Raw genomic sequence first — 22,447 nt, 5'->3', positions numbered from 1 at the left:
GACTGCGGACGTTCGCGGACGCCGTTTACAGTGATTTCGTGCTACGCCGACGGCTGGATCGACACGACCGCGCCCACCGTGCGGTGGCGGCACTGGAACTGCCCCCGGCCGTGTTCAAGACGTGTCCATGGCAACCGCGAACGCTCGTCGAGACCGGTCTGCGGCAGTGGCTTCGGTGTTGTGCGCCCGCGCTACGGGACAAGCAGGTGATCGGAATGCCGTCGCATGCGGTGGACGAGGCGTGGCACGGTCTGATCTTGTGCACCGCGCGGTATGCCGTCTTCTGCGACGCGGCATACGGTCGGTTCCTGCACCACCACCCGGACGGCGGTGCGCTGCCGGGTAACCGGGCCGCCAGCGAATCGGCCGACGAGCAGCTTCGCAGAACGGTGATCGCCTGGCAGTTGGTCGCTGAACCGGACGAACAGTGCGTGCTCTGGGATCTCGACGAGCAGGTCGGCGTCGAGCGACCCTGGGGTATCGATGCGGCCCGCGTCGCCGAGATCAGGACCGCGCTGGCGCGGTTGTCGTAACCCGGCGCAACGCCGCCGGCCCATTGCTGTAGAAACACGATGTGCACCGCAATTCCCCGGCCGGCGACCCGGCGGATCCGCTGCCGTATTTCGTCCGCGACGAAAACCATTATGTGCCAACGACTATGGCTCGGGGTGGCTGGGGGCCATCGCTCAGTGGCCACGTCGTCGGCGGCCTGCTGGGCTGGGCGGCCGAGCGCGCGAGCGGCGATCCGCAGTTCCAGCCCGCCCGCCTGACAGTCGACCTGCCCCGGCCGACGGCGCCGAAGCCGCTCGAGGTGCGCACCCGCATCCAGCAGGACCGGCGGCGGCTGCGACTTGTCGAGACCGCACTCGTCCAGGACGGCCATGTGGTCGCACACGCGAGCGCCCTGTTCGTGCGGCGGGGGGACCAGCCCGACGGACAGGTGTGGTCACCCCCGGTGCAGTTGCCGCCCCTGCCGGTCGATCAGGAAGGTGTCGAGTCGCTTTTCATCAGGACCTACGGGTGGGGCGGTGAACTGCAGAATCCCGATCCCGACTGGGCAGACCGGCAGGGGCCGAAGTACACCTGGTTGCAGGAGACCCGTCCGCTGATCGGCGGGGAGGAGCTGACGCCCTTCACCCGCGCCGCGATGGCCGGTGACATCACCGCGTCGATCGCGAACTGGGGCAGCAAGGGTTTGCAGTTCATCAACGTCGACTACACGCTCACGCTGAGCCGGCTGCCCGACGGTCCCCAGCTCGGCCTGGCCGCCATGACGCATTACAGCGACGACGGCGTGGCGACCGGATCGGCCGTCCTCGTCGATCACCGGGGGCCGATCGGCAACGGTGTCTCGGTTGCGGTGGCGCAGTCCGGCTTCCGCCCGACCAATCAACAACCGGGTCAATGATCCGGGGTGGCCGCGCGGTGCCCGCGTAGCACCAGGAACGCGGTGAGCAGCTGCCACAGCAGGATCGTGTACACGCTGCCGCGCTCCCATATCCCCTTCGGGCCCAGGTCGACGCCGAACGTCCCGGCAGCAAACCCGCCGAAGCTTACAAATCCCACTGCCGCAATTGCTTTGGCGGTCTGGCGGTACCACGCGGACGAGCTGACCACCGCCCGACCGACCAGCACGGCGGCATTGCCGCCCAGGATGGCCAGCACGGCGCCGACGACGTGCAGCCCACCCCGGTGCACGGTGCCGACCAGGCAGTTGCCGAGTGCGTTCGCGACGGCCAGGCCGAGGAACAGCCGGTGCCTACCGCTGCGCGCAGATCCGGTGATGAGTAGGGCGCCGAACAGGAAGGAAGTGCCCTGCATGCAGAAGGCCAGCTGCATCAGCCGCGTTCGCGGGCCGGTCAGTCCGAGGTCGCTGATGTAGTTGTTCGCATAGCTGTAATCGCGGAAGGCTGCCGCCGCGACCGCTTCGAGGAGCAGGTACCCAACCGGGCCCACGATCCAGAGGACGGCTCCACACCTCGCGATCAAACCCGGGCTACCGATTCGCGGGACGTGTCACGCCGCAACCGGCAGGTGAATATTCCTGGCGCCGACCACATTTCGCAGCCCAGAACAGTTCACACAGCCGATGCAACCGACGCAATCGGTGCATCGGACACACGCGATGCAACCGACGCACCGGGCGCAGGCGATACATGCCAGGCATGCCACGCATTCCCGAACGCCGATACAGATCACCGTGAGCAGGCTGGTGATCACCCCGACTCCGCCGGCCGTTCCGGCCGATCCGGCGACCGCGATGCCGCCCGCCGTCGCGACCGACCCGGCGACTGCGACGCTGGCCGCCGCCGTCGTCGATCCGGCAACGGCGACGCTGCCTGCGATCGCGGTCGATCCGGCAACTGCGATGCTGCCACGGACCGCGATCGAACCAGCGGTCGATTCACTGTCGGCGGCAAGCACCGAATCCAACGCAGTCGCCATGGGTGACATCATGTCAGCCGCGCCACCGAAGCTGAAGCTGCGAGCCGCTCACGCACGCCGTGTCGGCCCGGCGTCAGCGGATGGCCAGTCCGGTCAGGGCGCGCGAGATCACCAGCCGTTGGATCTCGCTGGTGCCCTCGAAGATGGTGAAGATCTTGGCGTCTCGGTGCATCCGCTCCACGGGGTAATCGCGGGTGTAACCGTTACCACCGAGGATCTGGATGGCTTCGTCGGTGACGTAGACGGCGGTTTCGCTCGCCACCAGCTTGGCCATCGAACCCTCCGCCGCTTCGAAGTTCTGGTTGTTGCGCGCCATCCAGCCGGCCCGCCACACCAGCAGCCGCGCCGCGTCGATCCGGCTCTTCATGTCGGCCAGCTTGAACGCCACGGCCTGGAACTCGCCGATCTTGCGGCCGAATTGTTCACGCTGGCAGGCGTAGTCGAGCGCGTACTCGTAAGCGGCCCGGGCCACGCCGACCGCCATCGCCCCGACGGTCGGCCGGGTACGTTCGAACGTCTTCATCGCCGCCTGGCCACGCGCGGAAGCCCCGGACTTGACCCGGGCGACGCGCGCCTCGAACTTCTCCCGACCGCCGAGGATCGCGTCCTCGGGCAACCGGACGTTGTCCAGCACCACCTCGGCGGTGTGGGACGCGCGGATGCCCTGCTTCTTGAACTTCTGACCCTGCGAGAGACCTTTGGTGTCCGGTCCGATGATGAAGCTGGCCTGGCCGCGGGTGCCCAGCTCGGGATAGACCGACGCCACCACAATGTGCACGTTGGCGATTCCGCCGTTGGTGGCCCAGGTCTTGGTGCCGTTGAGCACCCACTCACCGGCCGCCTCGTCGTAGCGTGCCCGGGTCCGGATGCCACCGACGTCGGATCCCGCGTCGGGTTCGGACGAGCAGAACGCGCCCAGTTTGGGTTCCTCGGCGGTACCGAACATCGCCGGTAGCCATTGACCCAGCTGTTCGGGAGTTCCGTTGCCCGCCAACGCCGCTGCGGCCAGACCGGTGCCCATGATGGACAGCGCGATGCCGGCGTCGCCCCAGAACATCTCCTCGAAGGCCGTCAACATGCCCAGGCCGGTCTCTTCGGCCGCCTGCTGGGCGAAGAAGTCAGGGGAGTACAGGCCGACCTTGGCGGCTTCCTGGATCACCGGCCACGGGGTTTCCTCGCGTTCGTCCCATTCGGCCGCGGCCGGCCGGATGACGTCGGCGGCGAACTTGTGCACCCAGTCGCGCACCTCGATCACGTCGTCGCTGAGCTGCATGGAAAATGTCACGGATCCACTCCTGAAATATGTTGTTATTACTAATTTTTTGGGGTTCGGTACTGGGCTAGCACGGCGCGTGTCTGGTTCACCCACGCCTCGAAGTAACGCTCTTCGTCGATGTTGCCGGGCAGCCGACCGGTGAGAGCCTGCAGCGTCGCGGCGTAGGACAACGAGCCGATCGCCACCGCCGCCGCGGCATCCGGGTCGGGGATCTGCGTGCGACCGCTACGGTTGGACGCGGCGAGCTCGTCGGCGAAGCGCTGATAGGCGTTGTCGGTGATGACCTGCCAGGTCTTCTCGTCCAGGTCGCCGAGCTCGTCGGGCTCGCGCAGCATGACCTGCAGCAGGTCCTCGCTCTGCTTGAAGCTGCTCCAGATCAACTGCCCCGCGGTGCGTACCGCATGTTCGACGCTGTGCGGCTCTTTGGCGTCGTACTGTTCGCGGGCGGCGACAATGCTGTCGATGCGGTGCGCGACAGCGGCCTCCAACAGCTCGCGTTTGGAACCGAAGTGCTTGTAGAGCGCGCCCGATCCCGGCGCCAGACCGGACGCCCGCTGAATATCGGCCACCGAGGTCGCCGCGTAACCCTTGGCGGCGAACAGCTTCAACGCTTCGGCCAACAGCCGATCGCGTCCCGAGGCGACCATAGGTGAGAGAGTACTCACTCACCCCGATCGCCGCCAAACTGCCTGGTCGGCCCCGTCGCGCCTACTCGAGGACCAGCGCAGCGGGAAGATGTTCGCTGAGCACGGCGTCGGCGAGCAGTTCGCCGAGCAGCGGGCCGAATTTCATCAGGTTGCTGCCGACGAACCCGATCACGTTGCCGCGCCGGGCCACCTGCCAGCCGTCCCCGCCCTCGTCGAGCCAGGCTGCGCGCGCAGTCACACAATCGACCCGACTGACCGCTGCCAACGACGGGAACAACGCGCGTACCGTCGCCGGGTCCGGCACGTCCTGCCCGAAGGCCCAGCGGCCGGTGCTGCCGATCGGCAATCCGTAACCTTCGGGGGAAGACAGACAGGCGGCGCCGTGGGCGTCAGCACCCTGGTAGGTGAACCGGGTGTGCGGGCCGAACTCGATTCCGAGCGGGCCGAACAGCGCCTGGGTCTGCACCCCTGCGCAGATCAGCACCCGGTCGGCGGGTAGCACGGCGCCGTCGGCCAAGTGGACCGAACCGTCGTCGTTGACCGAAATAACCCGCGCGCGCTGAATATTCACGCGCTTCGCCAGGGCGGACAATGCGCGGCGAATCCGCAGGCTGCCACCGAGCGGATCGAGAACCGCTGTCTCCCAAGGCACGTCAGCGAATGGCAGGAGGGCCGCGATCTCGTCGGGATCCAACCGGGAGAATGCAGCACCCGCGTGCGACATTGCCGCGGCAACCTCAGCGTCCGCGCCTGCGGCGATGAACCCCTCGGTGCCCAGTAGTCGCCCGGCACCGAACTCGGATTCCCAGCGCTGCCAACCCTTCCGGGCGTGCAGCGCCAGCCGGCACAACTGCGGTCGTCGGTGCGCGATGCGGAATATCCGGGCCAGTCCCACCGATTGCTCGGCGAACGGCTCGCCCCGCTCCACCACGATCACCCGTTCGCCACGGCGCGATAGTTCGTGCGCAGCTGCCAGCCCGCAGATGCCGGCGCCGACGACGACGATCATCGCTAGAAGTAGAAGCCGGCGTAAGGGGCTTCGGGCACGCTGAAGAGCTGATCGGCGGCGGCGAGCGCCGCGGGATCGTCGGCGCGGGCCAGTCCGGCGAGGGCCAGGCTGTGCCATGTCGCACCGCCCAGCAGGACGGTGGCCAGGCCCTCCGCGTCAACGTGTAACTGCGCACTCTCCTCGACCGGCGCAGCACCATCGCCGCTGATCCGAAAAACACCCGAATTGTCCGTCAACAGAGGGTCTTTCACCGAGATGCTGACCGATTCGGCACCGGCGTAGCTTCGGGCGGTGAGCGCCTGCCGAACGTCGATGATCCGCAACCAGGTTTCGTCGTAGCGAGCGGTGATCTTCGCCGCGCGCCGATCCTGCAGCAGCAAGGGCAGCGGATCGTCGACGGGCAACATCCAGAAGATCACCCGATCGACCAGGTCCAGTCCGAACAGGAAGCGCAGCAGTCCCAGGTAGGCATCGGGGGTGGGCGCGAAGAAGTCCTCCACCACGATGGTGCGCTGATCGCTGACGAACCACCGGTCGGTGTCGATCGGGCGGTAGCGGGCGAACCCGGACTCGGATCCGGGGTCGCCGTGCACCGCCACATACGAAGCGCCCGGCGCCGATTCACTGCGCGACCGCAAACTTTCCCACCACACCGGGGGGCGGTCGATGCTGCCCGGACGCGCCGGCCGATGCTCGGAGTAGACGAACGGCAGCAGCTCCCACGCGTCGGCCGGGTCGAGCAACCGCACCGGCCCGCCGGACGGGACGCCCGGCCGCAGTGCCGCCCGCGCCGTGTGCACCTCCACGCTCTGCACCGAACTCGCCACCCCGTACCCGTACCGGCCATAAATCGTCGCCTCCGAAGCACGCAGCGTCGCCACCACCTCGCCGCGAGCGGCGATGTCCTGCAGCTGATGGCGCACCAGCTCAGTCGCCACCCCACGCCGGGTGAAGGACGGCAGCACCCCGATGTGGGTAACCGCTGCGTGTCCGACGAGCGCGCCACCGGGCAGGGTCAGCCGGCTGGTGACGGCGTCGGCGGTGCCGACCAGCCGGTTGTCGACGAATGCCCCGATGGTCCGGCCCGGCTCGAGCATTCTGGTGATCCGGCCGGGCGCCAGGTTCAGCGGTGGGAACCCGACCATGGCGGCGCGGAACACGTTCGACGCCGCCAGCAGGTCACCCTCGTCGTCGAGCACGCGGATCTCGGTGGTCACCCGGCCATCATGCCGGGCGCCGGCGAACCCGTGCGCCGCAGCGGCCGGTCAGCAATGCCGGCAAACGCCCCGGATCCCCGGTATCCCCTCCAGACCTGACTCACGCGGTAGCCGGCAGCGATGTCGCTCGAGGTCCAACCCATCGGGTAAGGGTGGCAACCCACCCCGCCCGGTCCGCGGAGTCCCCGGCCCAGGCGACGTAGCCGTCCGGCCGCACCAGGACCGCCGGGCCGGCGTCGGTGCGTTGCGCCTGCTGCAGAGCGACCGCAGTGGCCGGGGCGGCATCGGGCTCCCGAATCAGCACGAAGCCGGGTGACCTGCGGTGCAGTTCGGTCAGCCGGCCCGCCGTCAACGGCACCTGTGTCGCACGGGTACCCACCAACGGATGCTCACCGCGGTGCCGCGCATACCGCAACGTCGTCCCGGCGAAGCTGCCGGCGATCGCATCGCGTACCCGCGGGACGCGAAGCAGGTTGGGTACCAATATGTTTCGCAAACCCCGGGCCACCCGGGGGTGCAGTGTCACGCCGCGGGCCAACAGCCCGGACTGGAACAGCACCCGCTTGGCTATCGGGTGGCGCTCGTCGTGGTAGGTGTCGAGCACCGCGTCGTCGGCACCGGCGAGCACCGCGCCGATCTTCCAAGCCAGGTTCGCTGCGTCCTGGATCCCGGTGTTCATGCCTTGGCCGCCCATCGGCGAGTGCACGTGGGCGGCGTCGCCGGCCAGGAACACGCGCCCGTGCCGATACCTGGTGACTTGCCTTTCCTCGCAGTGGAACCGGGACTTCCAGCGCACTTCCTGCACGGTCAATTCGGCGCCCATGGCGGTGTCGAGCACGTTGACGATCTCGTCGTCGGTCACCGGCACGTGATCGGACACCTGGTAACCGCGGTCCCAGGTCATGGCGCGGTACCACGAGCCGTCACCGTCGCGCCGCTGGTAGGGGGCCAGGAATGCGAACCTGTTTCGGGTACTGCCGACCCGCAGGCCGTCGCCGGTGGGCGCCTGCGCCAGTTTGACATCGGCGAGCACGACCGAGGACAAGATCGTCTCGCCCGGGAAATCCGCGCCGATCAGCGTGCGGACCGCGCTGTGCGCTCCGTCGGCGCCGATCAGGTAACGGGCATGCCACCGGTCGCCGTCTGCGGTCTGCACAGTGACGCCGGCATCATCCTGCTGCAGGCCGACGACTTCGACGCCGCGCCGGACGTCGGCCCCCTGTGCGACAGCGTAATCATGCAGCGCCGCATCGACGTTGGTCTGCGGCGTCACCATCACGAAGCGATAGGGCGAATCGAGGTGAGTGAGGTCGATGCGTGCGCCGCGCAAGATCGTGACGCCCGGCGCCCGGTGTGCCCGGCTGAGCAGGTCCTCGGCGAGTCCGCGCGCGTCGAGGACCTCGAGGGTGCGCGCCATGGTGGCGAACGCCCGGCTGGACGGGTTCACCGATGGCCGGCGTTCCAGCACGCACACCGAGTGACCCGCCCGGGCCAGGTCACCCGCGGCGGTGAGTCCGGTGGGACCGGCGCCGACGATCAGAACGTCGCAGTCGTGGGTGTTCATGCCCGCACCGCCCCCGGATGCGGGAACCAGCGACGAATGTCGTCCGGGGACGACGTCGCTGCGTGATTGAAGACGAATCGGCAGCCGGGCTGGGTGGTGTGTGCGACGTTGACGATCGCCTCGAACAGCAGGGTGTTGCTCGCGACCAGCCGCACGCCCGCCCCGATCAGCACGGCGTCATATCGGTTGGCTTCCAGCCATTTTCGGGCCTGTTGCAGGCCGGCGTCGCCGAAGTCGATCAGGCAGTTGTCGACGCGGTAGCCGGCCGCCCGCAGTGCCGCGACATTGTCGTCGTTGGCCGCCCGCAGCGTTCTTCTGCTGAGCCCCGGAAACCGGGCGAACTCCGGCGACGAGTAGTCGATCACGTCGGGGTCGAGACCGATCTGGATGGCGGTGATGGTCATGGCGACAACCTTCCTCGCAGATTTCAACAACCGTTGAAATGGACGGTAGTCCGAGCCGGTAGCACTGTCAACAGTTGTTGAAATACACTGTCGACCATGCCGCGGAAGACACGCGATGGGGAAGCCACCCGAGCCGCGATCCTGGCGACCGCGCGATCACAGTTCGGCAACCATGGCTTTGAACGCACCACCATCCGCTCGGTGGCATCGGCCGTCGGCGTCGATCCGGCGCTGGTCATGCACTACTTCGGCAGCAAAGCCGAACTGTTCGCCGCGGCGTCCCGCCTGGATATCGATTTCCCCGACCTGTCCGGAGTGGCCGCTGACCAACTCGCCGACGTGCTGTTGCCGATGTTCGTCGCGATCTGGGGATCACAGGGGCCGTTCCTGCCGTTGCTGCGCGCGGCCGCGACGAACCAGGCGGCCGCCGAAGCGTTGCTCGAGGTGTTCGTCGACCGGGTCGCCCCGGCCCTGGCCGCAGCCGTTCCCGACCGTGCCGCCGAGCGTGCCGCACTGGTGGGATCGCAGGTGCTCGGTCTGGCAACGGCCCGCTACGTGCTGCGTATCCCAGCGCTGGTGGAGATGGACGACGCGACCCTCACCGAATGGCTCCGGCCGGTACTTGCGCACTACCTGACCGGGGCCGTGCCTTAACGGATGTCGAAGTGCGCCGGTTCCGGGGCGGCCAGCATCGACGTCAGGGTCGCCCGGTCGTACGGCCACAGATCGATCGTGTTGTCGTCGGTGCGGTACCACGAGTTGCAGCCGGTGTTCCAGACGGTCGGCGCCATGGCCGCTGCCACATCGGCGTTGAACTCGTCGGTCGCGTCCTGGGTGACCTCGATCGAGGTCGCCGCGCCGGTACGCAGCATCTCCAGGAAGTGCGCGATGTAGCGGGCGGTCCGCTCGGCGGAATACTGCAGGGAGATGGACCCCGTCGGAGAGTTGGGCCCCAGCACTGTGAACAGGTTGGGAAAACCCGGGATAGCGGTCATCCGGTAGGCCCGCGGTCCGCCGGCCCACGCTTTGTCGATGGTCAGGCCGTCGCGGCCGGTGATCTCCATCGGCCGCATGTAGTTGTGCGAATGGAAGCCGGTGGCCAGCACGATCACGTCGGCCGGCCGGTGCCGGCCGTCGGCGGTCCGTATCCCGGTGGGCGTCACCTCGTCGATGCCGTCGGTCACCAACTCGGCATTGTCGGCTTGGATTGCGCGGTAATAGGTTCCGGACACCACCTGGCGTTTGCACAACGGCTGGTAGTCCGGGGTGAGCTTGACCCGTAGCGCGGTGTCGCGGACCTGCAGGCGCAGGCACAGGCGCGCATAGTTCTGCACCGCGCGCCGGCGCCAGGACGGGCGGGTGGTGATGTCGGCGAGAATCCCGGACGCCCACAACATCATTCGGTACAACCCGTGCTGGACGCGCGGAGAGCGCTGCAACGTCGCGGTGACAACCGCGCTCTGCCGCAACGACATCGGCGCCCACAGTATCCACTGCGGGGAGCGCACATAATGCGTGATCGCGGTCGCAGCGGGTTGCAGCGCGGAGATGATCTGCACGCCCGTCGAGCCGGTGCCGATGACCGCGATGTTCTTGGCGTGCGTGTCGACGGCGTCGTCCCAGCGGGCAGTGTGCACCACAGGCCCGCGGAACTCGTCGAGTCCGGTGATGTCGGGTACGGCCGGATGATGCAGCACGCCGGTGGCGCACACCACGACGTCGGCGACGATCTGCTCGTCGGCGGCGGTGCGTAACGTCCAGCTGGAGGTTTCTTCATCCCACTGTGCCGCAACGACTTCGGTGTTCAACCGGATATGCTCGCCGAGGCCGAGTGAGGCCACCACGTCATCGTGATAACGCTGTATCTCAGCCCCGTCGGCCCAGATGTGCGACCAGTCGGATTTCGGCGCGAACCCGAATTGGTAGAGCTGGGAGGGCACGTCACAGGTGAGACCGGGATACCGGTTCCAGTGCCACACACCGCCGACGGCACCGCCCTTCTCGAACACCGTGACATCGGAGAACCCGCGTTGGGTAAAGGTGTGCAGCGCAGTGATTCCGGCGAGCCCAGCTCCGATGATCACCACCCGGGGACCGCGGTTCATGCGCGCGCCGGAAGACGACGGCCGATGACGGTCAGCGCATGATCGGCCCAGCGAATATTCTCTTCCTCGAACGAAATTCCGCGTAGCAGAGTCAGATAGGGGCCCACCCGTTCGGCGTGGGCGACGTACTCCTCCTCGGTGCGTCCCGCCAGCAGGCGGGCGCGCAGCCGTTCGTAGCGTTCGAGTTTGGCCGTCGCCCAATCCCGCCGTTCGGCGATCGCGGCACGGACGGCTGATGTGTCGCCGGCATCGGCGGCCGCCACCTTGATCATCAATTCGTCGCGGATCGCCGCCGGCTTGGGCGCCCGTGCGGTGAAGTGCCGAATCGACTCGTGGCCCGCGTCGGTCAGTGAGTACATCCGCTTGTTCGGTCGCCGTTCCTGGTGCACGACGCGCGCCTGGATCAGACCCTGCTCGGCCAGTCGCTCGAGTTCGCGATACAACTGTTGCGGGGTGGCCATCCAGAAGTTGGCCACCGACGCGTCGAACTCCTTGGCCAGGTCGTAGCCGGAGGACTCACCGTCGAGAAGTGCCGTCAGCACGGCGTCACGCAGCGACATCGACGCATCGTACAACGAAGCACCTATTCAACAAGGTTATTAGTTACCTATAGACAGGCGGGGCAGGGACGCTCTAGCGTCGATCGGGTCTACTCAACAAATTGACTATTGCGAGGTTCTCATGCATCCGTTCCGGAAAGCGGTCGAAGACCACGACGAAGCGGCCATCCAGGCGTTACTGGCCGACGACGTGGTGTTCACCAGCCCGGTGGCCTTCAAGCCGTATGTCGGAAAACCGATCACCGCCGCCATCCTGCGCGGTGTGCTGCGGGTTTTCCAGGACTTTCGCTACATCCGGGAAATTCACGACGAAAACGGGCGGGACCACGCGTTCGTGTTCGAAACCGTGGTGTCCGGAAAGAAGATCACCGGCTGCGACTTCCTGCACTTCAACGAGGACGGCCTGATCGACGACTTCACCGTGATGGTGCGGCCGCTGTCCGGCGCGCAGGCGCTGTCGGAGGCGATGGGCGCCCAGTTCGACCGCATCCAGCAGGAGGCCGTCGAGTTCGCCGGCGCCCAGAACGGCTGATCGTGCGCATCGGACTGGGCATCAACTACGCCGGCGGCTTCAAGGAAGTGGCTGCCGAGGTGGCCGACCTCGAACACGCGGGGCTGGACATCGTATTCGTGCCCGAGGCGTATTCGTTCGATGCGGTGAGTGCGCTGGGTTATCTGGCGGCCAGCACCGAACGGGTGGAACTGGCATCGGGCATTTTGCAGCTCTACACCCGCACGCCCACCCTGACCGCAATGACCGCGGCGGGCCTCGACTACGTCTCCGGCGGTCGGTTCGTCCTGGGGCTGGGTGCGTCCGGTCCGCAGGTGGTCGAGGGTTTTCACGGGGTGCCCTATAACGCCCCGATTGCCCGCACCCGCGAGATCATCGAGATATGCCGCCAGGTGTGGCGCCGCGAGACCGTGCAGTACCGGGGCAATCACTACACCGTCCCGTTGCCCGCCGGACAGGGGACCGGACTCGGCAAGCCGCTGAAGTTGATCAATCATCCGGTCCGGGAACGCATTCCGATCCTGATCGCGGCGCTGGGCCCGAAGAACGTCGAATTGGCCGCCGAGCTGACCGAGGGCTGGCAACCCATCTTCTATCTGCCGGAGAAGGCGGCTGACGTGTGGGGCCAGGCCCTGGCCGCCGGGCAGGCGAAGCGCGATCCGGCACTCGGCGCACTCGAGGTGTACGCCGGACCGGCGCTGGCGATCGGTGAGAACGTCGAGCCGATGCTCGAATTCGTCAAACCGCACCTGGCGCTCTACATCGGCGGCATGGGGGCCAAGGGCAAGAACTTCTACCACACCCTGGCCACCAGGTACGGCTACGGCCCGCAAGCCGATCGGATTCAACAGCTTTACCTGGCCGGGGAGAAGGACGCGGCCGCCAAAGCCGTTCCCGACGAGTTGGTGCGCAACGTAAACCTGATCGGCACAAAGGAATTCGTGAAGGAACGGGTGGCCGCGTATCGCGCCGCGGGGGTGACCACGCTGAACGTGATGCCGTTGGCCGGCACGCCCGCCGAGCGGGTCAAGCTGATCGAGACGCTGCGTGACCTCGTCGATTAACTGAACGGCACGCAGCAGCGCCAGTAGGGCGCATTAGTCTATCGAGTAGCGGTGGCGCCAACGCGTTTCAAGGAGATTCTATGTGTCGTGCGGTGCAATGCCCGGTCTGTGGAAAGACCACGTGGGAGGGGTGTGGGGAGCATGTGGCGGAGGTACGCCAGTCGGTGCCTCCCGACCAGTGGTGCGACGGGCAGCACGCCGGTCGTCCGGCTGCGCAGACTTCAGGCCGGTAGTCAGCGCCCGAAGATCCCTGCCGCAGCGGCGATTTCACATGCCATGCGCACGGTCGCGTCGATCCGGTCGGTGGTCGGTGCTCCGGAGGCGGCCCTGTTCTGCGGCTCGTCGATGCCCCGGCGCATGACGCCTTCGGCGATGATCGCCAGCTTCCACAGTCCCAGCGCGTGCCAGTACTGCACCGCGGCGGGGTCGCGGCCGGTCTCGTCGATGTAGAGCCGGGTCATCTCCGCGCGATCGGGAAAACCCGGCAGTGTGGTCGGCTCGAAGTCGTTTTTGGTCGTTTCCCCGGGCTCCAGCCAGTAGGTGAGCAGGCTGCCCATGTCCGCGAGCGGATCACCCAGCGTGGACAACTCCCAGTCCAGAGTCGCGATCACGGCCCCGGTCTGCGGCGAGGTGATCAGGTTGCGCAGATGGTAATCACCATGCACCAGGCTGACTTCGCGTTGCTCGGGAATGCAGGCCGAGAGACGGGCGGTGAGATCGTCGAGTTCGGGGATGTCGCGCGTCTTCGACAGCTCCCACTGTCCGGCCCAGCGCTTGAGCTGGCGCTGCGCATACGGCTTGTGGCTGGCCAGATCCTGTAGGCCCACCGCCGCGAGGTCGACGGCGTGGACCTTGGCCAGGGTGCGCGGCAGGGACAGCGCGATCTGGCGGCGCTGCTGCGGTGTCAGCGCCGCCGCGACCGCCATCGTGTCCACCACCAAACCGTCGACGAACTCCATCAACACCCACGGTGCGGTGGTGAACTCCGGATCGGTTGTCACGCCCAGTATTCGGGGGACCGGCACGTCGGTGTCGGCCAGCGCCGCCATGATCCGCGCCTCGCGCACCACATCGTGGGCCGAGGCCAGCAGGTGACCCAGCGGCGGGCGGCGCAGCACCCAGGCCTGCCCGTCGGCATCGCTGACGCGATAGGTCAGGTTCGACTGCCCGAGTCCGATCCGCTGAAAGCGCAGCGGACCGGTGGCGTCGATGCCCAGGGTCACCAGCCAGCGCGACACCGCCGCGGCGTCGACGCCCGGGATGTCCTCAGACATCGTTGCGGTACTTGCGCAATTCCTGACTTGCGATGGCCCGCTTGTGCACTTCGTCCGGGCCGTCGGCCAGTCGCAGTGTGCGCAGATGCGCCCACGCCATCGCCAGTGGGAAGTCGTCGGTGACACCGCCACCGCCGTGCACCTGGATGGCGCGGTCGACGATCTTCAACGCGATGTTGGGGGCGGCAACCTTGATGGCCGCGATCTCGGTGCGCGCCTCCTTATTGCCGACGGTGTCCATCAGATGCGCGGCTTTGAGCGTGAGCAGACGGATCATTTCGATGTCGATACGCGCCTCGGCGATCCAGTCCCGGATATTGGCGTTGTCGCTGATCGGTTTTCCGAAGGTGACGCGAGACTGGGCGCGCCGGCACATCAGCTCCAGCGCGCGCTCGGCCATGCCGATGGCCCGCATGCAGTGGTGGATGCGGCCGGGGCCCAGCCGGGCCTGGCTGATCGCGAAACCCTCGCCCTCCCCCTTGAGCACATCGGTGGCCGGCACCCGCACATCGTCGAAGTCGATCTCGGCATGTCCCTCACGATCCTGGTAACCGAAGACGGACAAGTTGCGTCGCACCGTGATGCCCGGCGCGTCAATCGGCATCACCATCATCGACTGCTGCCGGTGCGGGGCGGCGTCCGGATCCGTCTTACCCATCACGATCAGCACCTTGCAGTTACGGTGCATTCCGTTGGAAGCAAACCACTTCCGGCCGTTGAGCACATAGCCGTCACCGTCGCGGACCATCGACATTTCGACATTGGTGGCGTCCGAACTCGCCACCGCCGGCTCGGTCATCGCGAACGCCGACCGGATCTTGCCGTCCAGCAGCGGTTTGAGGTAACGCTCCCGGTGCTCGTCGGTGCCGAACAGCGTGAGCACCTCCATATTCCCGGTGTCCGGGGCGCTGCAGTTGCACGCCTCGGACGCCAGATGACTGCGGCCCATGATCTCGGCCAACGGCGCGTACTCGAGGTTCGTCAGCCCCGGTCCCCACTCGGGGTGCGGGTGAAACAGGTTCCACAATCCCCGTTTTCGCGCTTCGGACTTGAGATCCTCCAGGACGGGCGGGTGGAAGTGCGGGTCACCGGCCTCCCGCATCTGCTCGTCATAGATCGTCTCCGCCGGGTAGACGTGGGAATCCATGAACTCGCGCAGATCGGCCTGGTACTGCTGGGCGCGTTCGGAGATATCGAACAGGGACATGAGAACTCCTCACGAAGTGCCGGTGATTGCATTGTGCGCCAGTCTTCGGATCCTGCTGCGGCCGAGGTGGTGCAGGGCTGACCGGCAACACCGTGGACCCGCTGAATCGAAGGTCTCCACCGTGTCGACGGCGTTACGCTGCCACCATGACGGTCGGACCGCGATCGCTGGTCGTGCCTGGTCTGGGCCGGCAGCACGGTACGCCGCCGGATGTTGCGCCCTCGTCGAAACGTATTGCCCGACAAGAGCGGGTGCTGACCGTGGCGACCCGGATCGGTGCGATGGTCAGCGGCTTCTTCAGTGTGCTGTCGATCTTCATCGGTCACGGTGGGTTGTGGATCGGCGTCGTCAGCGCGATCGGCACCGCGCTCTATCTGTCGATCCCGTTGCTGTACCGGTTCGGTACGCTGGTCGCCCCGCTGACCTTTCTCATGGTGGGTTACCTGCTGATCCTCATCGTGACCTTGCGTGTCGGCACCGGATCAGGGATGCAGTTCTACTTCCTGGTGGCGGCGACGTTGATCGTGTTGGTGCTCGCCGTCGACCATCTGAGACTGGCCGTGCTGATGGCGGCGCTGGGCGCGGTCCTGACCGTCGCAACCGAACTCTTGGTGCCGGAAAGAACCGGCGTACAACCGGATTGGGCCTACACCTTCGGATTCGTCATCACCGTGATCTCCTCGTGGGTCATGGTGGTCGCGACCATCTGGTATGCGGTACGTGAGGTCACCCGTGCCGAGCAGGCCATCGAGGCCGAATACGAACGGTCGGAGGCGCTGCTGGCCAACATCCTGCCGGCGCAGATCGCCCAGCGGCTCAAAGATCCGTCCCGGCCGGTGATCGCCGACAAATACGACGACGCCTCGGTGCTGTTCGCTGACATCGCCGGTTTCACCCGGCAGGCCAGCGACACTGCGCCCACCGAACTGGTCGGCTTCCTGGACCGCCTGTACACCCAATTGGATGGACTCGTGGATCGCCACGGCCTGGAAAAGATCAAGACCAGTGGTGACTCCTACATGATCGTCAGCGGTGTACCGGAACCGCGACCCGATCATCTGCAGGCGCTGGCCCGCCTGGCGCTGGACATGGCGGCCGCGGTCGCGGATCTGACCGACATGCGCGGCAGGGCGGTGCCATTGCGCATCGGCTTGGCGGCGGGGCCGGTGGTGGCCGGTGTGGTGGGGGCGCGAAAGTTCTTCTATGACGTGTGGGGGGACGCGGTCAACGTGGCTTCGCGGATGGAAACCACCGGCGTCGAGGGACGAATTCAGGTGCCCCAGGATGTCCACGAGCGGCTCAACGGCACGTTTCTGTTCGAGGAGCGCGGCGACGTCGACGTCAAAGGCAAAGGCGTGATGCACACCTGGTACCTGGTCGGCAGTCGGTAGCCGATGTCAAGCGCTGCCCAGCTAGTTAGCCGGTGTCTCGTCGGGGATTGCGTAGAGCTCCAGGTATTTCGTCAGCGCGCGCTCGCCCTCGGCGAACACCGCGCGAGCCCGGCCGGGGCCGGCGCGGTGCGACAACTCCAAGACGTGATCACCGAGTTCGACGGCCATGGTGGTCACCAGGAGGTCGGTGTCGGCGCGCAGTAGCCGCCATTCGATGAGGGCGGCGTGCAGCGCTTCGGCGAAGCGTGCCCGGCGTTGCTGCGGGTCGGCGATCAATCCCCGGGAACGACTGAGGTAGAACAGATTAGCCAGCTGCGGGTGGGTGTCCAGGTACTCGCGGTGAAATTCGAACAGCGCATGGATCACTTCCCCCAGACTGGCCGGCGCCAACGCGGACAACACCATGCTGCCTTCGGCGTCGCGGCGGTCCAGCAGGTCGGTGAGGATCTCCTGCAACATCGCGTCCCGGTTCGGGAAGAACTGGTAGACGGTGGCGACCGGGATCCCGGCGCGCTCGGCGATCGCGCGGGTGGTGACCGCTTCCTCGCCGCCGGATTCGAGCAACTCCAGCGCGGCAGCCAGCATCCGCGCGACGCGCTTTCTGCTCCGTTCCTGCACCGGCTGACGCCGACGCAACGCATTGTGGGTGGCCACCGGAATATCGTTGCACAGGGTCGAACATGAACATCATTCATGTTATGTTCGGTTAGGTTTGGCTAACCAAGTATTCCGAGAGGGTACCGCGATGACGTTGCAGGCTGAGGTGGCCGTCCGCGCCCCGCGCCTGGCCGCGACCCTGTTGTGGGCCGGCGTGGTCGCCGGCGTCTGCATGACCGTGACATCGTGCCTGTTGGCTGCCGTGCGGCCTGGATTCGACATCCGCCGCCACCCCAACAGCCTTCTGGTGCTGGGTGATTGGGGGTGGGTGCAGACCATCGACATATTGGTCTACGGTGTGCTGCTGGTCGCCTTCGGAGTGGGTGTCGGATGGTCCGCGTGGCCGCAGCGCTCCGGGGTGGTGGCCGCGGCCGGGCTGGTGGGTTACGGTCTGGGCGCCGGCCTCATCGTCGGTCTATGTCCGCCGGAGCCCGCCTTCGGCTTCCCGCCGGGAACGTCCGGCGGGTTCCCCGGTTACGACGCGTTGAGCACGTCCGCCAGGATCCACGGCATCGGCGGCATGATCGGATTTCTCGCGGTCACCGTGGCATGTTTCGCCTTCGCCCGGTACTTTGCCGGGGCCGGTGATCACCGGTGGGCCGCGCTGTCGGCACTGGTGGGGATCTCGGTGCTCGCGGTCTGCGCCTATCTGGGTGTCAACGCTTCGGCTCGGGCCGACGAATTCGATTACGTGCCAACATGGGTCGGCAGCCTCGTGCTGTGGCTCTATGTTTCCGCGGTCGCCGGCAGACTCCTCGTCGGATCGCGGCGATGACTGCGCCGCTATGGGCGGCTGTGCCGCCCGAGGTGCACTCGGTGCTGCTGTTCAGCGGGCCCGGGCCCGGCGCGATACTCGCCGCGGCTGCCGCCTGGACCGCGCTGGCACGCGAGTATCTGGGCGCTGCAACAGAATTGAGCACCTTGCTGGAGGTGGTGGGGGGCTCGTCCTGGCAGGGATCGACCGCCGAGCGATATCTCGCCGCACACGCGCCGTATCTGGCCTGGCTGGCCGCGCAGAGCAGCAACAGCGCCAACACCGCTGCCCAGCACGAGGTCGCGGCTGCTGCCTACACCGTGGCGCTGGCCACCATGCCGACACCGGCCGAGCTGGCGGCCAACCATGCGGTGCACGGCGTGTTGGTGGCCACGAACTTCTTCGGCATCAACACAATTCCCATCGCACTCAACGAGGCGGACTACGCGAGAATGTGGATCCAAGCCGCCACCACAATGAGTACCTACCAGGCGGTGACCCAGACCGCGGTGGCGGCAATACCGGCCGACTCGCCGGCCCCGCCGGTGATCGCCGCAGCCGAAGCGCAGTCCTTGGCGCAAATCTGGAACGACATCCTCGACGCGTTGGCGCCCACCATCCTGACCTTTCCGGCTGGGCAGGAAACCCTGGATTTCTTGCGCAACCCACTCAATCTGATTCAGGCGTTCCTGGTCGACTTCGCCGCCAATCCGGTTGTGGCACTGACGACCTGGGGCCCGATAATTTTTGTGATCAGCTACAACTTCTGGGGTTGGCCGCTGTGGTGGACGCTCTACGGGATGCTCCTGGCGTCGCCGCTGCTGATGGCCGCCGCGGTCGGGCTGGCCGGACTCAGCGGCCTGGCCGCCCTGGCGGTGCCGGAACCCGCATCGGTGCTGCCCGATGCCGCGGGCGATTCGCTGCCGCACCAGTCCGCATCCAATCCGTTCCCGATGGCGTCGATCGCGCCGATCACCGGTATCGCGGCACCCGCGACTACCCCGACCGGTCTGACCGGTGTCGGTGGTCCCAGCGCGGCACCGCTGCCGGGGCCGCCGGCGGCAGTGCCCTATGCGGTCGGCGGTATGGACCCCGACCAGGGCGTCGGCCCGACCCTGACCGACCACACGGCGGCAAAGGCACCCGCTGCGGATCATGCGGCCGTGGCATCCGCGACGGCGGTCTCGACCGCAGCGCAGCGGCGCAAGGCCCGCCGCCGTCGCGCGGCCGACGTCAAGGACCGCGGATACGTCTATGAATTTCTGGATTCCGATGAAGCGACGCCGGCTGGCCCGGAACCGACAGAGCTCGGTGCAACCGCTTCGGACCGGGGTGCCGGTAGGGAGTTCGGCTTCACCGGCACGCACCATACGTCCGGGGCTATCGAGCCCGCCGGAATGACCGAACTGGCCGCCGACTCATTCGGCAACGGGCCGCCGCAGCCGCTGCTGCCCACCACGTGGACCGACGAGACGCACCCGCCGCGCTGACGCCCGGAACTCCATCGCTCCGGGCGGCAGGCCGGCGGTTACTCCCGGGCGTCGGACAACGCGTCGTTGAGCGTCTTGCTCGGCCGCATGATCGCTGCGGTCTTCTCCGCATCCGGGTAGTAATAGCCACCGATGTCGGCCTCTTTACCCTGAGCTTCGTTCAGCTCGGACACGATCTTGTCCTCGTTCTTGGCGAAGACCTCCGCGAGTTTGCCGAAGTGCTTCTTCAGGTCCTCGTCGTCGTCCTGATCGGCGAGCTCCTGCGCCCAGTACATCGCGAGGTAGAACTGGCTGCCCCGGTTGTCGAGTTCACCGGTCTTGCGCGACGGGCCCTTGTTGTTCTCCAACAGCTTGCCGATCGCGGCGTCCAGGGTCTTGCCCAGGATCTTGGCCCGCTCGTTGTCGGTCTTGATCCCGATGTCCTCGAAACACGCCCCCAGCGCCAGGAATTCACCCAGTGAGTCCCAGCGCAGGTGGTTCTCCTCCGTCAACTGGTGGACGTGTTTGGGTGCCGAGCCGCCCGCGCCGGTTTCGTACAACCCACCGCCCTTCATCAGCGGCACGATCGACAGCATCTTGGCGCTGGTGCCCAGCTCGAGGATCGGGAACAGGTCGGTGAGGTAGTCGCGCAGGATGTTGCCGGTGGCAGCGATGGTGTCCAAGCCTCTGATCAGGCGCTCGAGCGTGTATCGCATGGATCGCACCTGGGACATGATCTGGATGTCCAGACCTTCGGTGTCGTGATCCTTCAGATAGGTGTTGACCTTCTTGATCAACTCGTTCTCATGCGGACGGTAGGGGTCCAGCCAGAACAGCACCGGCATGCCGGAGTTACGTGCCCGGTTGACCGCGAGCTTGACCCAGTCGCGAATCGGCTCGTCCCGCACGATCGGCATGCGCCAGATGTCGCCTTCTTCGACGTTCTGGCTGAGCAGCACCTCGCCCGTTTCGAGGTCGACGATGTTGGCGACCCCGTCCTCGGGAATCTCGAACGTCTTGTCGTGCGAGCCGTACTCCTCAGCCTGCTGAGCCATCAGCCCCACGTTGGGGACAGTGCCCATGGTGACCGGATCGAACTGTCCGTTGGTCTTGCAGAAGTTGATGATCTCCTGGTAAATGCGGGAGAAGGTGGACTCGGGGTTGACCGCTTTGGTGTCCTTCTGCCGCCCGTCGGCGCCGTACATCTTGCCCCCGGCGCGGATCATCGCCGGCATTGACGCGTCGACGATCACGTCGCTGGGGGAATGGAAGTTGGAGATGCCCTTGGCCGAGTCGACCATCGCCAGCTCCGGCCGGTGTTCGTGGCAGGCGTGCAGATCCCGGATGATCTCGTCGTGCTGGGACGCGGGCAGCGACTCGATCTTGTCGTAGAGGTCGACCAGTCCGTTGTTGACGTTGACGCCCAGTTCGTCGAACAGCTCCTGGTGTTTGGCGAAGGCGTCCTTATAAAAGATGCGCACCGCATGCCCGAACACGATCGGGTGGCTGACTTTCATCATCGTCGCTTTGACGTGCAGGGAGAACATCACGCCTGTTTTGTGCGCGTCCTCCATCTGTTCTTCGTAGAACTCGCACAGCGCCTTCTTGCTCATGAACATGCTGTCGATCACGTCGCCGTCCTTCAGCGACACCTTGGGCTTGAGTTCGATGGTCTCGCCACTCTTGGTCTCCAGCACCATCTTCACGTCGCATGCGTGGTCCACCGTCATGGACTTCTCGCCGTGGTAGAAGTCGCCGTGCTTCATCGTCGCGACATGTGTGCGCGAGGCCATCGACCACTCGCCCATGCTGTGCGGATGCTTGCGCGCGTATTCCTTGACCGCCTTGGGTGCGCGACGGTCGGAATTACCCTCCCGCAGAACGGGGTTCACCGCGCTACCCAGGCAGTTGGCGTACTTGGCGCGGATCTCCTTTTCCTCGTCGGTCTTCGGGTTCTGCGGGAAGTCCGGAATCTTGTAGCCCTTGCTCTGCAGCTCCTTGACCGCTTTAACCAGCTGCGGCACCGAGGCACTGATGTTGGGCAGCTTGATGATGTTGGTGTCGGGATGCTGGGTCAGCTTGCCCAGCTCGGCCAAGTTGTCCGGAACGCGCTGGTCTTCGTCGAGTTCGTCGGGGAACTGGGCGAGGATGCGGGCCGCCAGCGAGATGTCACTGGTCTTGATCGTGATGCCGGCCGGCTCGGCGAACGCACGCACGATCGGCAGGAAGGCGTAGGTCGCCAGCAGAGGCGCCTCGTCGGTCAGCGTGTAGATGATGGTCGGCTGCTCGGCGCTCATGCGTGTTCTCCCGGCGTCAGTGTCGGACAGATTGTGAAAGGCTCAGTTCATCGTCAGCCACGTAACCGACCCTAACGTACGGGCGACTTCCGGGTCCGACCCCGACAGGGGACTCTAAGCGGCCACCGATGAACTTCGCGGCGGTGTATCGAGCCCGCGGCAGCAATGGCAGGTGCATCCGCTCGCGCCGCGGGCCGGACTGGGGCCGGGCGGGCCCACCTGGAACGCTGGTGCATTGCCCAAAAGACGGTGGCGCCAGCTCTTTTGGTGAAGTGCGCCGGCCTGGTCGGCGCAGCTGTCCAGATCGCGAAACATTCAGGCAATTCACGAGATCCGGTTGCGGTGATGTGGACCACATGTTTATAGTTCCGTCCGTCCCGCTCAGATTCAGCACCTGAGCCGGGGCCACCCCTCGCTCGAATCTCCCTCTAAAGGAGATCGAGACACGTCGGCATTCCCCGTAGGAAGGCCGATCCCAGCTGCAGCGTCGGCGTCGGTAACCGCTCTCAACGAGGGCCGACAGTCGAATTGCGCGTACTCGGCCCTCCCTGAAAAGGAGGCCCGGGATTTCTTCGCGAATTTCCTGCCTCTCTCCG

The 22,447-nt window shown here is 66.4% G+C and carries 23 protein-coding genes; 9 read left to right on the top strand and 14 right to left on the bottom strand.

Annotated features, from left to right (window positions below; all coding sequences use genetic code 11):
* Positions 1-38 precede the first annotated feature (38 nt).
* A complete protein-coding gene (locus AC5Y3Z_RS10505) occupies positions 39-533 on the top strand; it encodes a UCP032817 domain-containing protein (protein WP_463826388.1) in 495 nt (164 codons plus the stop codon).
* A 125-nt stretch (positions 534-658) separates the two neighbouring features.
* Positions 659-1,408, top strand: a complete 750-nt coding sequence (locus AC5Y3Z_RS10500; RefSeq protein ID WP_473138937.1) for an acyl-CoA thioesterase domain-containing protein — start codon at positions 659-661, stop codon at positions 1,406-1,408.
* Here AC5Y3Z_RS10500 and AC5Y3Z_RS10495 read toward each other — a convergent pair.
* From AC5Y3Z_RS10495 to AC5Y3Z_RS10460, 8 genes are all read right to left on the bottom strand, one after another.
* Complete coding sequence (locus tag AC5Y3Z_RS10495; RefSeq protein WP_473138771.1) at positions 1,402-1,956, bottom strand: DUF998 domain-containing protein; 555 nt, start codon at positions 1,954-1,956, stop codon at positions 1,402-1,404. The genes AC5Y3Z_RS10500 and AC5Y3Z_RS10495 overlap by 7 nt on opposite strands.
* 60 nt (positions 1,957-2,016) lie before the next feature.
* The gene (locus AC5Y3Z_RS10490; protein WP_463826390.1) at positions 2,017-2,445 is read right to left on the bottom strand and encodes a hypothetical protein; all 429 of its coding nucleotides are present in this window, start codon (positions 2,443-2,445) and stop codon (positions 2,017-2,019) included.
* A 73-nt stretch (positions 2,446-2,518) separates the two neighbouring features.
* Positions 2,519-3,730, bottom strand: a complete 1,212-nt coding sequence (locus AC5Y3Z_RS10485) for an acyl-CoA dehydrogenase family protein (protein WP_473138772.1) — start codon at positions 3,728-3,730, stop codon at positions 2,519-2,521.
* A gap of 29 nt (positions 3,731-3,759) precedes the next feature.
* A complete protein-coding gene (locus tag AC5Y3Z_RS10480; protein WP_473138773.1) occupies positions 3,760-4,368 on the bottom strand; it encodes a TetR/AcrR family transcriptional regulator in 609 nt (202 codons plus the stop codon).
* Positions 4,369-4,429: 61 nt separating this feature from the next.
* Positions 4,430-5,377, bottom strand: coding sequence for an NAD(P)/FAD-dependent oxidoreductase (locus AC5Y3Z_RS10475; RefSeq protein ID WP_463826393.1), 948 nt, complete (start codon positions 5,375-5,377; stop codon positions 4,430-4,432).
* 2 nt (positions 5,378-5,379) lie between these two features.
* Positions 5,380-6,594, bottom strand: coding sequence for a GNAT family N-acetyltransferase (locus AC5Y3Z_RS10470; RefSeq protein WP_473138774.1), 1,215 nt, complete (start codon positions 6,592-6,594; stop codon positions 5,380-5,382).
* 100 nt (positions 6,595-6,694) lie between these two features.
* Entirely contained in the window at positions 6,695-8,158 is a 1,464-nt protein-coding gene (locus AC5Y3Z_RS10465) for an FAD-dependent oxidoreductase (protein ID WP_473138775.1), read from the bottom strand.
* On the bottom strand, positions 8,155-8,562 hold the full coding sequence (locus AC5Y3Z_RS10460; RefSeq protein ID WP_473138776.1) for a hypothetical protein: 408 nt from the start codon (positions 8,560-8,562) through the stop codon (positions 8,155-8,157). The genes AC5Y3Z_RS10465 and AC5Y3Z_RS10460 overlap by 4 nt, the downstream gene beginning before the upstream one ends.
* 96 nt (positions 8,563-8,658) lie before the next feature.
* Here AC5Y3Z_RS10460 and AC5Y3Z_RS10455 point away from each other — a divergent pair, with 96 nt between their 5' ends.
* The gene (locus AC5Y3Z_RS10455; RefSeq protein WP_463826397.1) at positions 8,659-9,216 is read left to right on the top strand and encodes a TetR/AcrR family transcriptional regulator; all 558 of its coding nucleotides are present in this window, start codon (positions 8,659-8,661) and stop codon (positions 9,214-9,216) included.
* Here the strand turns inward: AC5Y3Z_RS10455 and AC5Y3Z_RS10450 are convergent.
* Positions 9,213-10,667, bottom strand: a complete 1,455-nt coding sequence (locus AC5Y3Z_RS10450) for a flavin-containing monooxygenase (protein ID WP_473138777.1) — start codon at positions 10,665-10,667, stop codon at positions 9,213-9,215. The two genes, AC5Y3Z_RS10455 and AC5Y3Z_RS10450, sit on opposite strands and share 4 nt — an antisense overlap.
* Positions 10,664-11,227 (bottom strand): PadR family transcriptional regulator, encoded by a 564-nt coding sequence (locus AC5Y3Z_RS10445; RefSeq protein WP_463826399.1) that lies wholly within the window; start codon positions 11,225-11,227, stop codon positions 10,664-10,666. The genes AC5Y3Z_RS10450 and AC5Y3Z_RS10445 overlap by 4 nt, the downstream gene beginning before the upstream one ends.
* A 121-nt stretch (positions 11,228-11,348) precedes the next feature.
* On the opposite strand from AC5Y3Z_RS10445, the gene AC5Y3Z_RS10440 reads away from it, so the two are divergent.
* The 3 genes from AC5Y3Z_RS10440 (at position 11,349) to AC5Y3Z_RS10430 (ending at position 13,035) form a co-directional block, all read left to right on the top strand.
* Entirely contained in the window at positions 11,349-11,759 is a 411-nt protein-coding gene (locus AC5Y3Z_RS10440) for a nuclear transport factor 2 family protein (RefSeq protein WP_463826400.1), read from the top strand.
* Between the two features lie 2 nt (positions 11,760-11,761).
* A complete protein-coding gene (locus tag AC5Y3Z_RS10435; RefSeq protein WP_473138778.1) occupies positions 11,762-12,802 on the top strand; it encodes an LLM class F420-dependent oxidoreductase in 1,041 nt (346 codons plus the stop codon).
* A gap of 80 nt (positions 12,803-12,882) precedes the next feature.
* A complete protein-coding gene (locus AC5Y3Z_RS10430; RefSeq protein ID WP_499918733.1) occupies positions 12,883-13,035 on the top strand; it encodes a DUF8730 family Cys-rich protein in 153 nt (50 codons plus the stop codon).
* Here the strand turns inward: AC5Y3Z_RS10430 and AC5Y3Z_RS10425 are convergent, their stop codons facing one another.
* Together AC5Y3Z_RS10425 and AC5Y3Z_RS10420 are read right to left on the bottom strand one after the other, a co-directional pair.
* On the bottom strand, positions 13,036-14,076 hold the full coding sequence (locus tag AC5Y3Z_RS10425; RefSeq protein ID WP_473138779.1) for a phosphotransferase family protein: 1,041 nt from the start codon (positions 14,074-14,076) through the stop codon (positions 13,036-13,038).
* Positions 14,069-15,283 (bottom strand): acyl-CoA dehydrogenase family protein, encoded by a 1,215-nt coding sequence (locus AC5Y3Z_RS10420; RefSeq protein ID WP_473138780.1) that lies wholly within the window; start codon positions 15,281-15,283, stop codon positions 14,069-14,071. The genes AC5Y3Z_RS10425 and AC5Y3Z_RS10420 overlap by 8 nt, the downstream gene beginning before the upstream one ends.
* A 146-nt stretch (positions 15,284-15,429) precedes the next feature.
* Between AC5Y3Z_RS10420 and AC5Y3Z_RS10415 the strand changes: the two genes are divergently transcribed.
* Positions 15,430-16,674, top strand: coding sequence for an adenylate/guanylate cyclase domain-containing protein (locus tag AC5Y3Z_RS10415; RefSeq protein WP_473138781.1), 1,245 nt, complete (start codon positions 15,430-15,432; stop codon positions 16,672-16,674).
* Positions 16,675-16,695: 21 nt separating this feature from the next.
* Here the strand turns inward: AC5Y3Z_RS10415 and AC5Y3Z_RS10410 are convergent, their stop codons facing one another.
* Positions 16,696-17,328, bottom strand: a complete 633-nt coding sequence (locus AC5Y3Z_RS10410; protein WP_473138782.1) for a TetR/AcrR family transcriptional regulator — start codon at positions 17,326-17,328, stop codon at positions 16,696-16,698.
* Between the two features lie 91 nt (positions 17,329-17,419).
* Here AC5Y3Z_RS10410 and AC5Y3Z_RS10405 point away from each other — a divergent pair, with 91 nt between their 5' ends.
* Positions 17,420-18,106, top strand: a complete 687-nt coding sequence (locus AC5Y3Z_RS10405; RefSeq protein WP_473138783.1) for a DUF998 domain-containing protein — start codon at positions 17,420-17,422, stop codon at positions 18,104-18,106.
* The gene (locus AC5Y3Z_RS10400) at positions 18,103-19,575 is read left to right on the top strand and encodes a PPE family protein (RefSeq protein ID WP_473138784.1); all 1,473 of its coding nucleotides are present in this window, start codon (positions 18,103-18,105) and stop codon (positions 19,573-19,575) included. Before AC5Y3Z_RS10405 ends, AC5Y3Z_RS10400 begins: the two co-directional genes overlap by 4 nt.
* 38 nt (positions 19,576-19,613) lie before the next feature.
* Here AC5Y3Z_RS10400 and AC5Y3Z_RS10395 read toward each other — a convergent pair whose 3' ends face one another.
* Entirely contained in the window at positions 19,614-21,851 is a 2,238-nt protein-coding gene (locus AC5Y3Z_RS10395) for an NADP-dependent isocitrate dehydrogenase (RefSeq protein WP_473138785.1), read from the bottom strand.
* Positions 21,852-22,447: the final 596 nt, after the last annotated feature.

The sequence above is a fragment of the Mycobacterium sp. NGS61 genome (assembly GCF_059812325.1).
The sequence above is the reverse complement of the archived record's forward strand: the minus strand, read 5'-3'. Positions and strand labels throughout refer to the sequence as shown.

Coding starts and splice junctions, on each gene's coding strand:
- AC5Y3Z_RS10450 (WP_473138777.1), bottom strand. CDS start 10,667: ATGAACCGCGGTCCCCGGGTGGTGATCATCGGAGCTGGGCTCGCCGGA.
- AC5Y3Z_RS10430 (WP_499918733.1), top strand. CDS start 12,883: ATGTGTCGTGCGGTGCAATGCCCGGTCTGTGGAAAGACCACGTGGGAG.
- AC5Y3Z_RS10500 (WP_473138937.1), top strand. CDS start 659: ATGGCTCGGGGTGGCTGGGGGCCATCGCTCAGTGGCCACGTCGTCGGC.
- AC5Y3Z_RS10425 (WP_473138779.1), bottom strand. CDS start 14,076: ATGTCTGAGGACATCCCGGGCGTCGACGCCGCGGCGGTGTCGCGCTGG.
- AC5Y3Z_RS10460 (WP_473138776.1), bottom strand. CDS start 8,562: ATGACCATCACCGCCATCCAGATCGGTCTCGACCCCGACGTGATCGAC.
- AC5Y3Z_RS10465 (WP_473138775.1), bottom strand. CDS start 8,158: ATGAACACCCACGACTGCGACGTTCTGATCGTCGGCGCCGGTCCCACC.
- AC5Y3Z_RS10455 (WP_463826397.1), top strand. CDS start 8,659: ATGCCGCGGAAGACACGCGATGGGGAAGCCACCCGAGCCGCGATCCTG.
- AC5Y3Z_RS10420 (WP_473138780.1), bottom strand. CDS start 15,283: ATGTCCCTGTTCGATATCTCCGAACGCGCCCAGCAGTACCAGGCCGAT.
- AC5Y3Z_RS10395 (WP_473138785.1), bottom strand. CDS start 21,851: ATGAGCGCCGAGCAGCCGACCATCATCTACACGCTGACCGACGAGGCG.
- AC5Y3Z_RS10415 (WP_473138781.1), top strand. CDS start 15,430: ATGACGGTCGGACCGCGATCGCTGGTCGTGCCTGGTCTGGGCCGGCAG.
- AC5Y3Z_RS10400 (WP_473138784.1), top strand. CDS start 18,103: ATGACTGCGCCGCTATGGGCGGCTGTGCCGCCCGAGGTGCACTCGGTG.
- AC5Y3Z_RS10405 (WP_473138783.1), top strand. CDS start 17,420: ATGACGTTGCAGGCTGAGGTGGCCGTCCGCGCCCCGCGCCTGGCCGCG.
- AC5Y3Z_RS10490 (WP_463826390.1), bottom strand. CDS start 2,445: ATGGCGACTGCGTTGGATTCGGTGCTTGCCGCCGACAGTGAATCGACC.
- AC5Y3Z_RS10440 (WP_463826400.1), top strand. CDS start 11,349: ATGCATCCGTTCCGGAAAGCGGTCGAAGACCACGACGAAGCGGCCATC.
- AC5Y3Z_RS10480 (WP_473138773.1), bottom strand. CDS start 4,368: ATGGTCGCCTCGGGACGCGATCGGCTGTTGGCCGAAGCGTTGAAGCTG.
- AC5Y3Z_RS10445 (WP_463826399.1), bottom strand. CDS start 11,227: ATGTCGCTGCGTGACGCCGTGCTGACGGCACTTCTCGACGGTGAGTCC.
- AC5Y3Z_RS10475 (WP_463826393.1), bottom strand. CDS start 5,377: ATGATCGTCGTCGTCGGCGCCGGCATCTGCGGGCTGGCAGCTGCGCAC.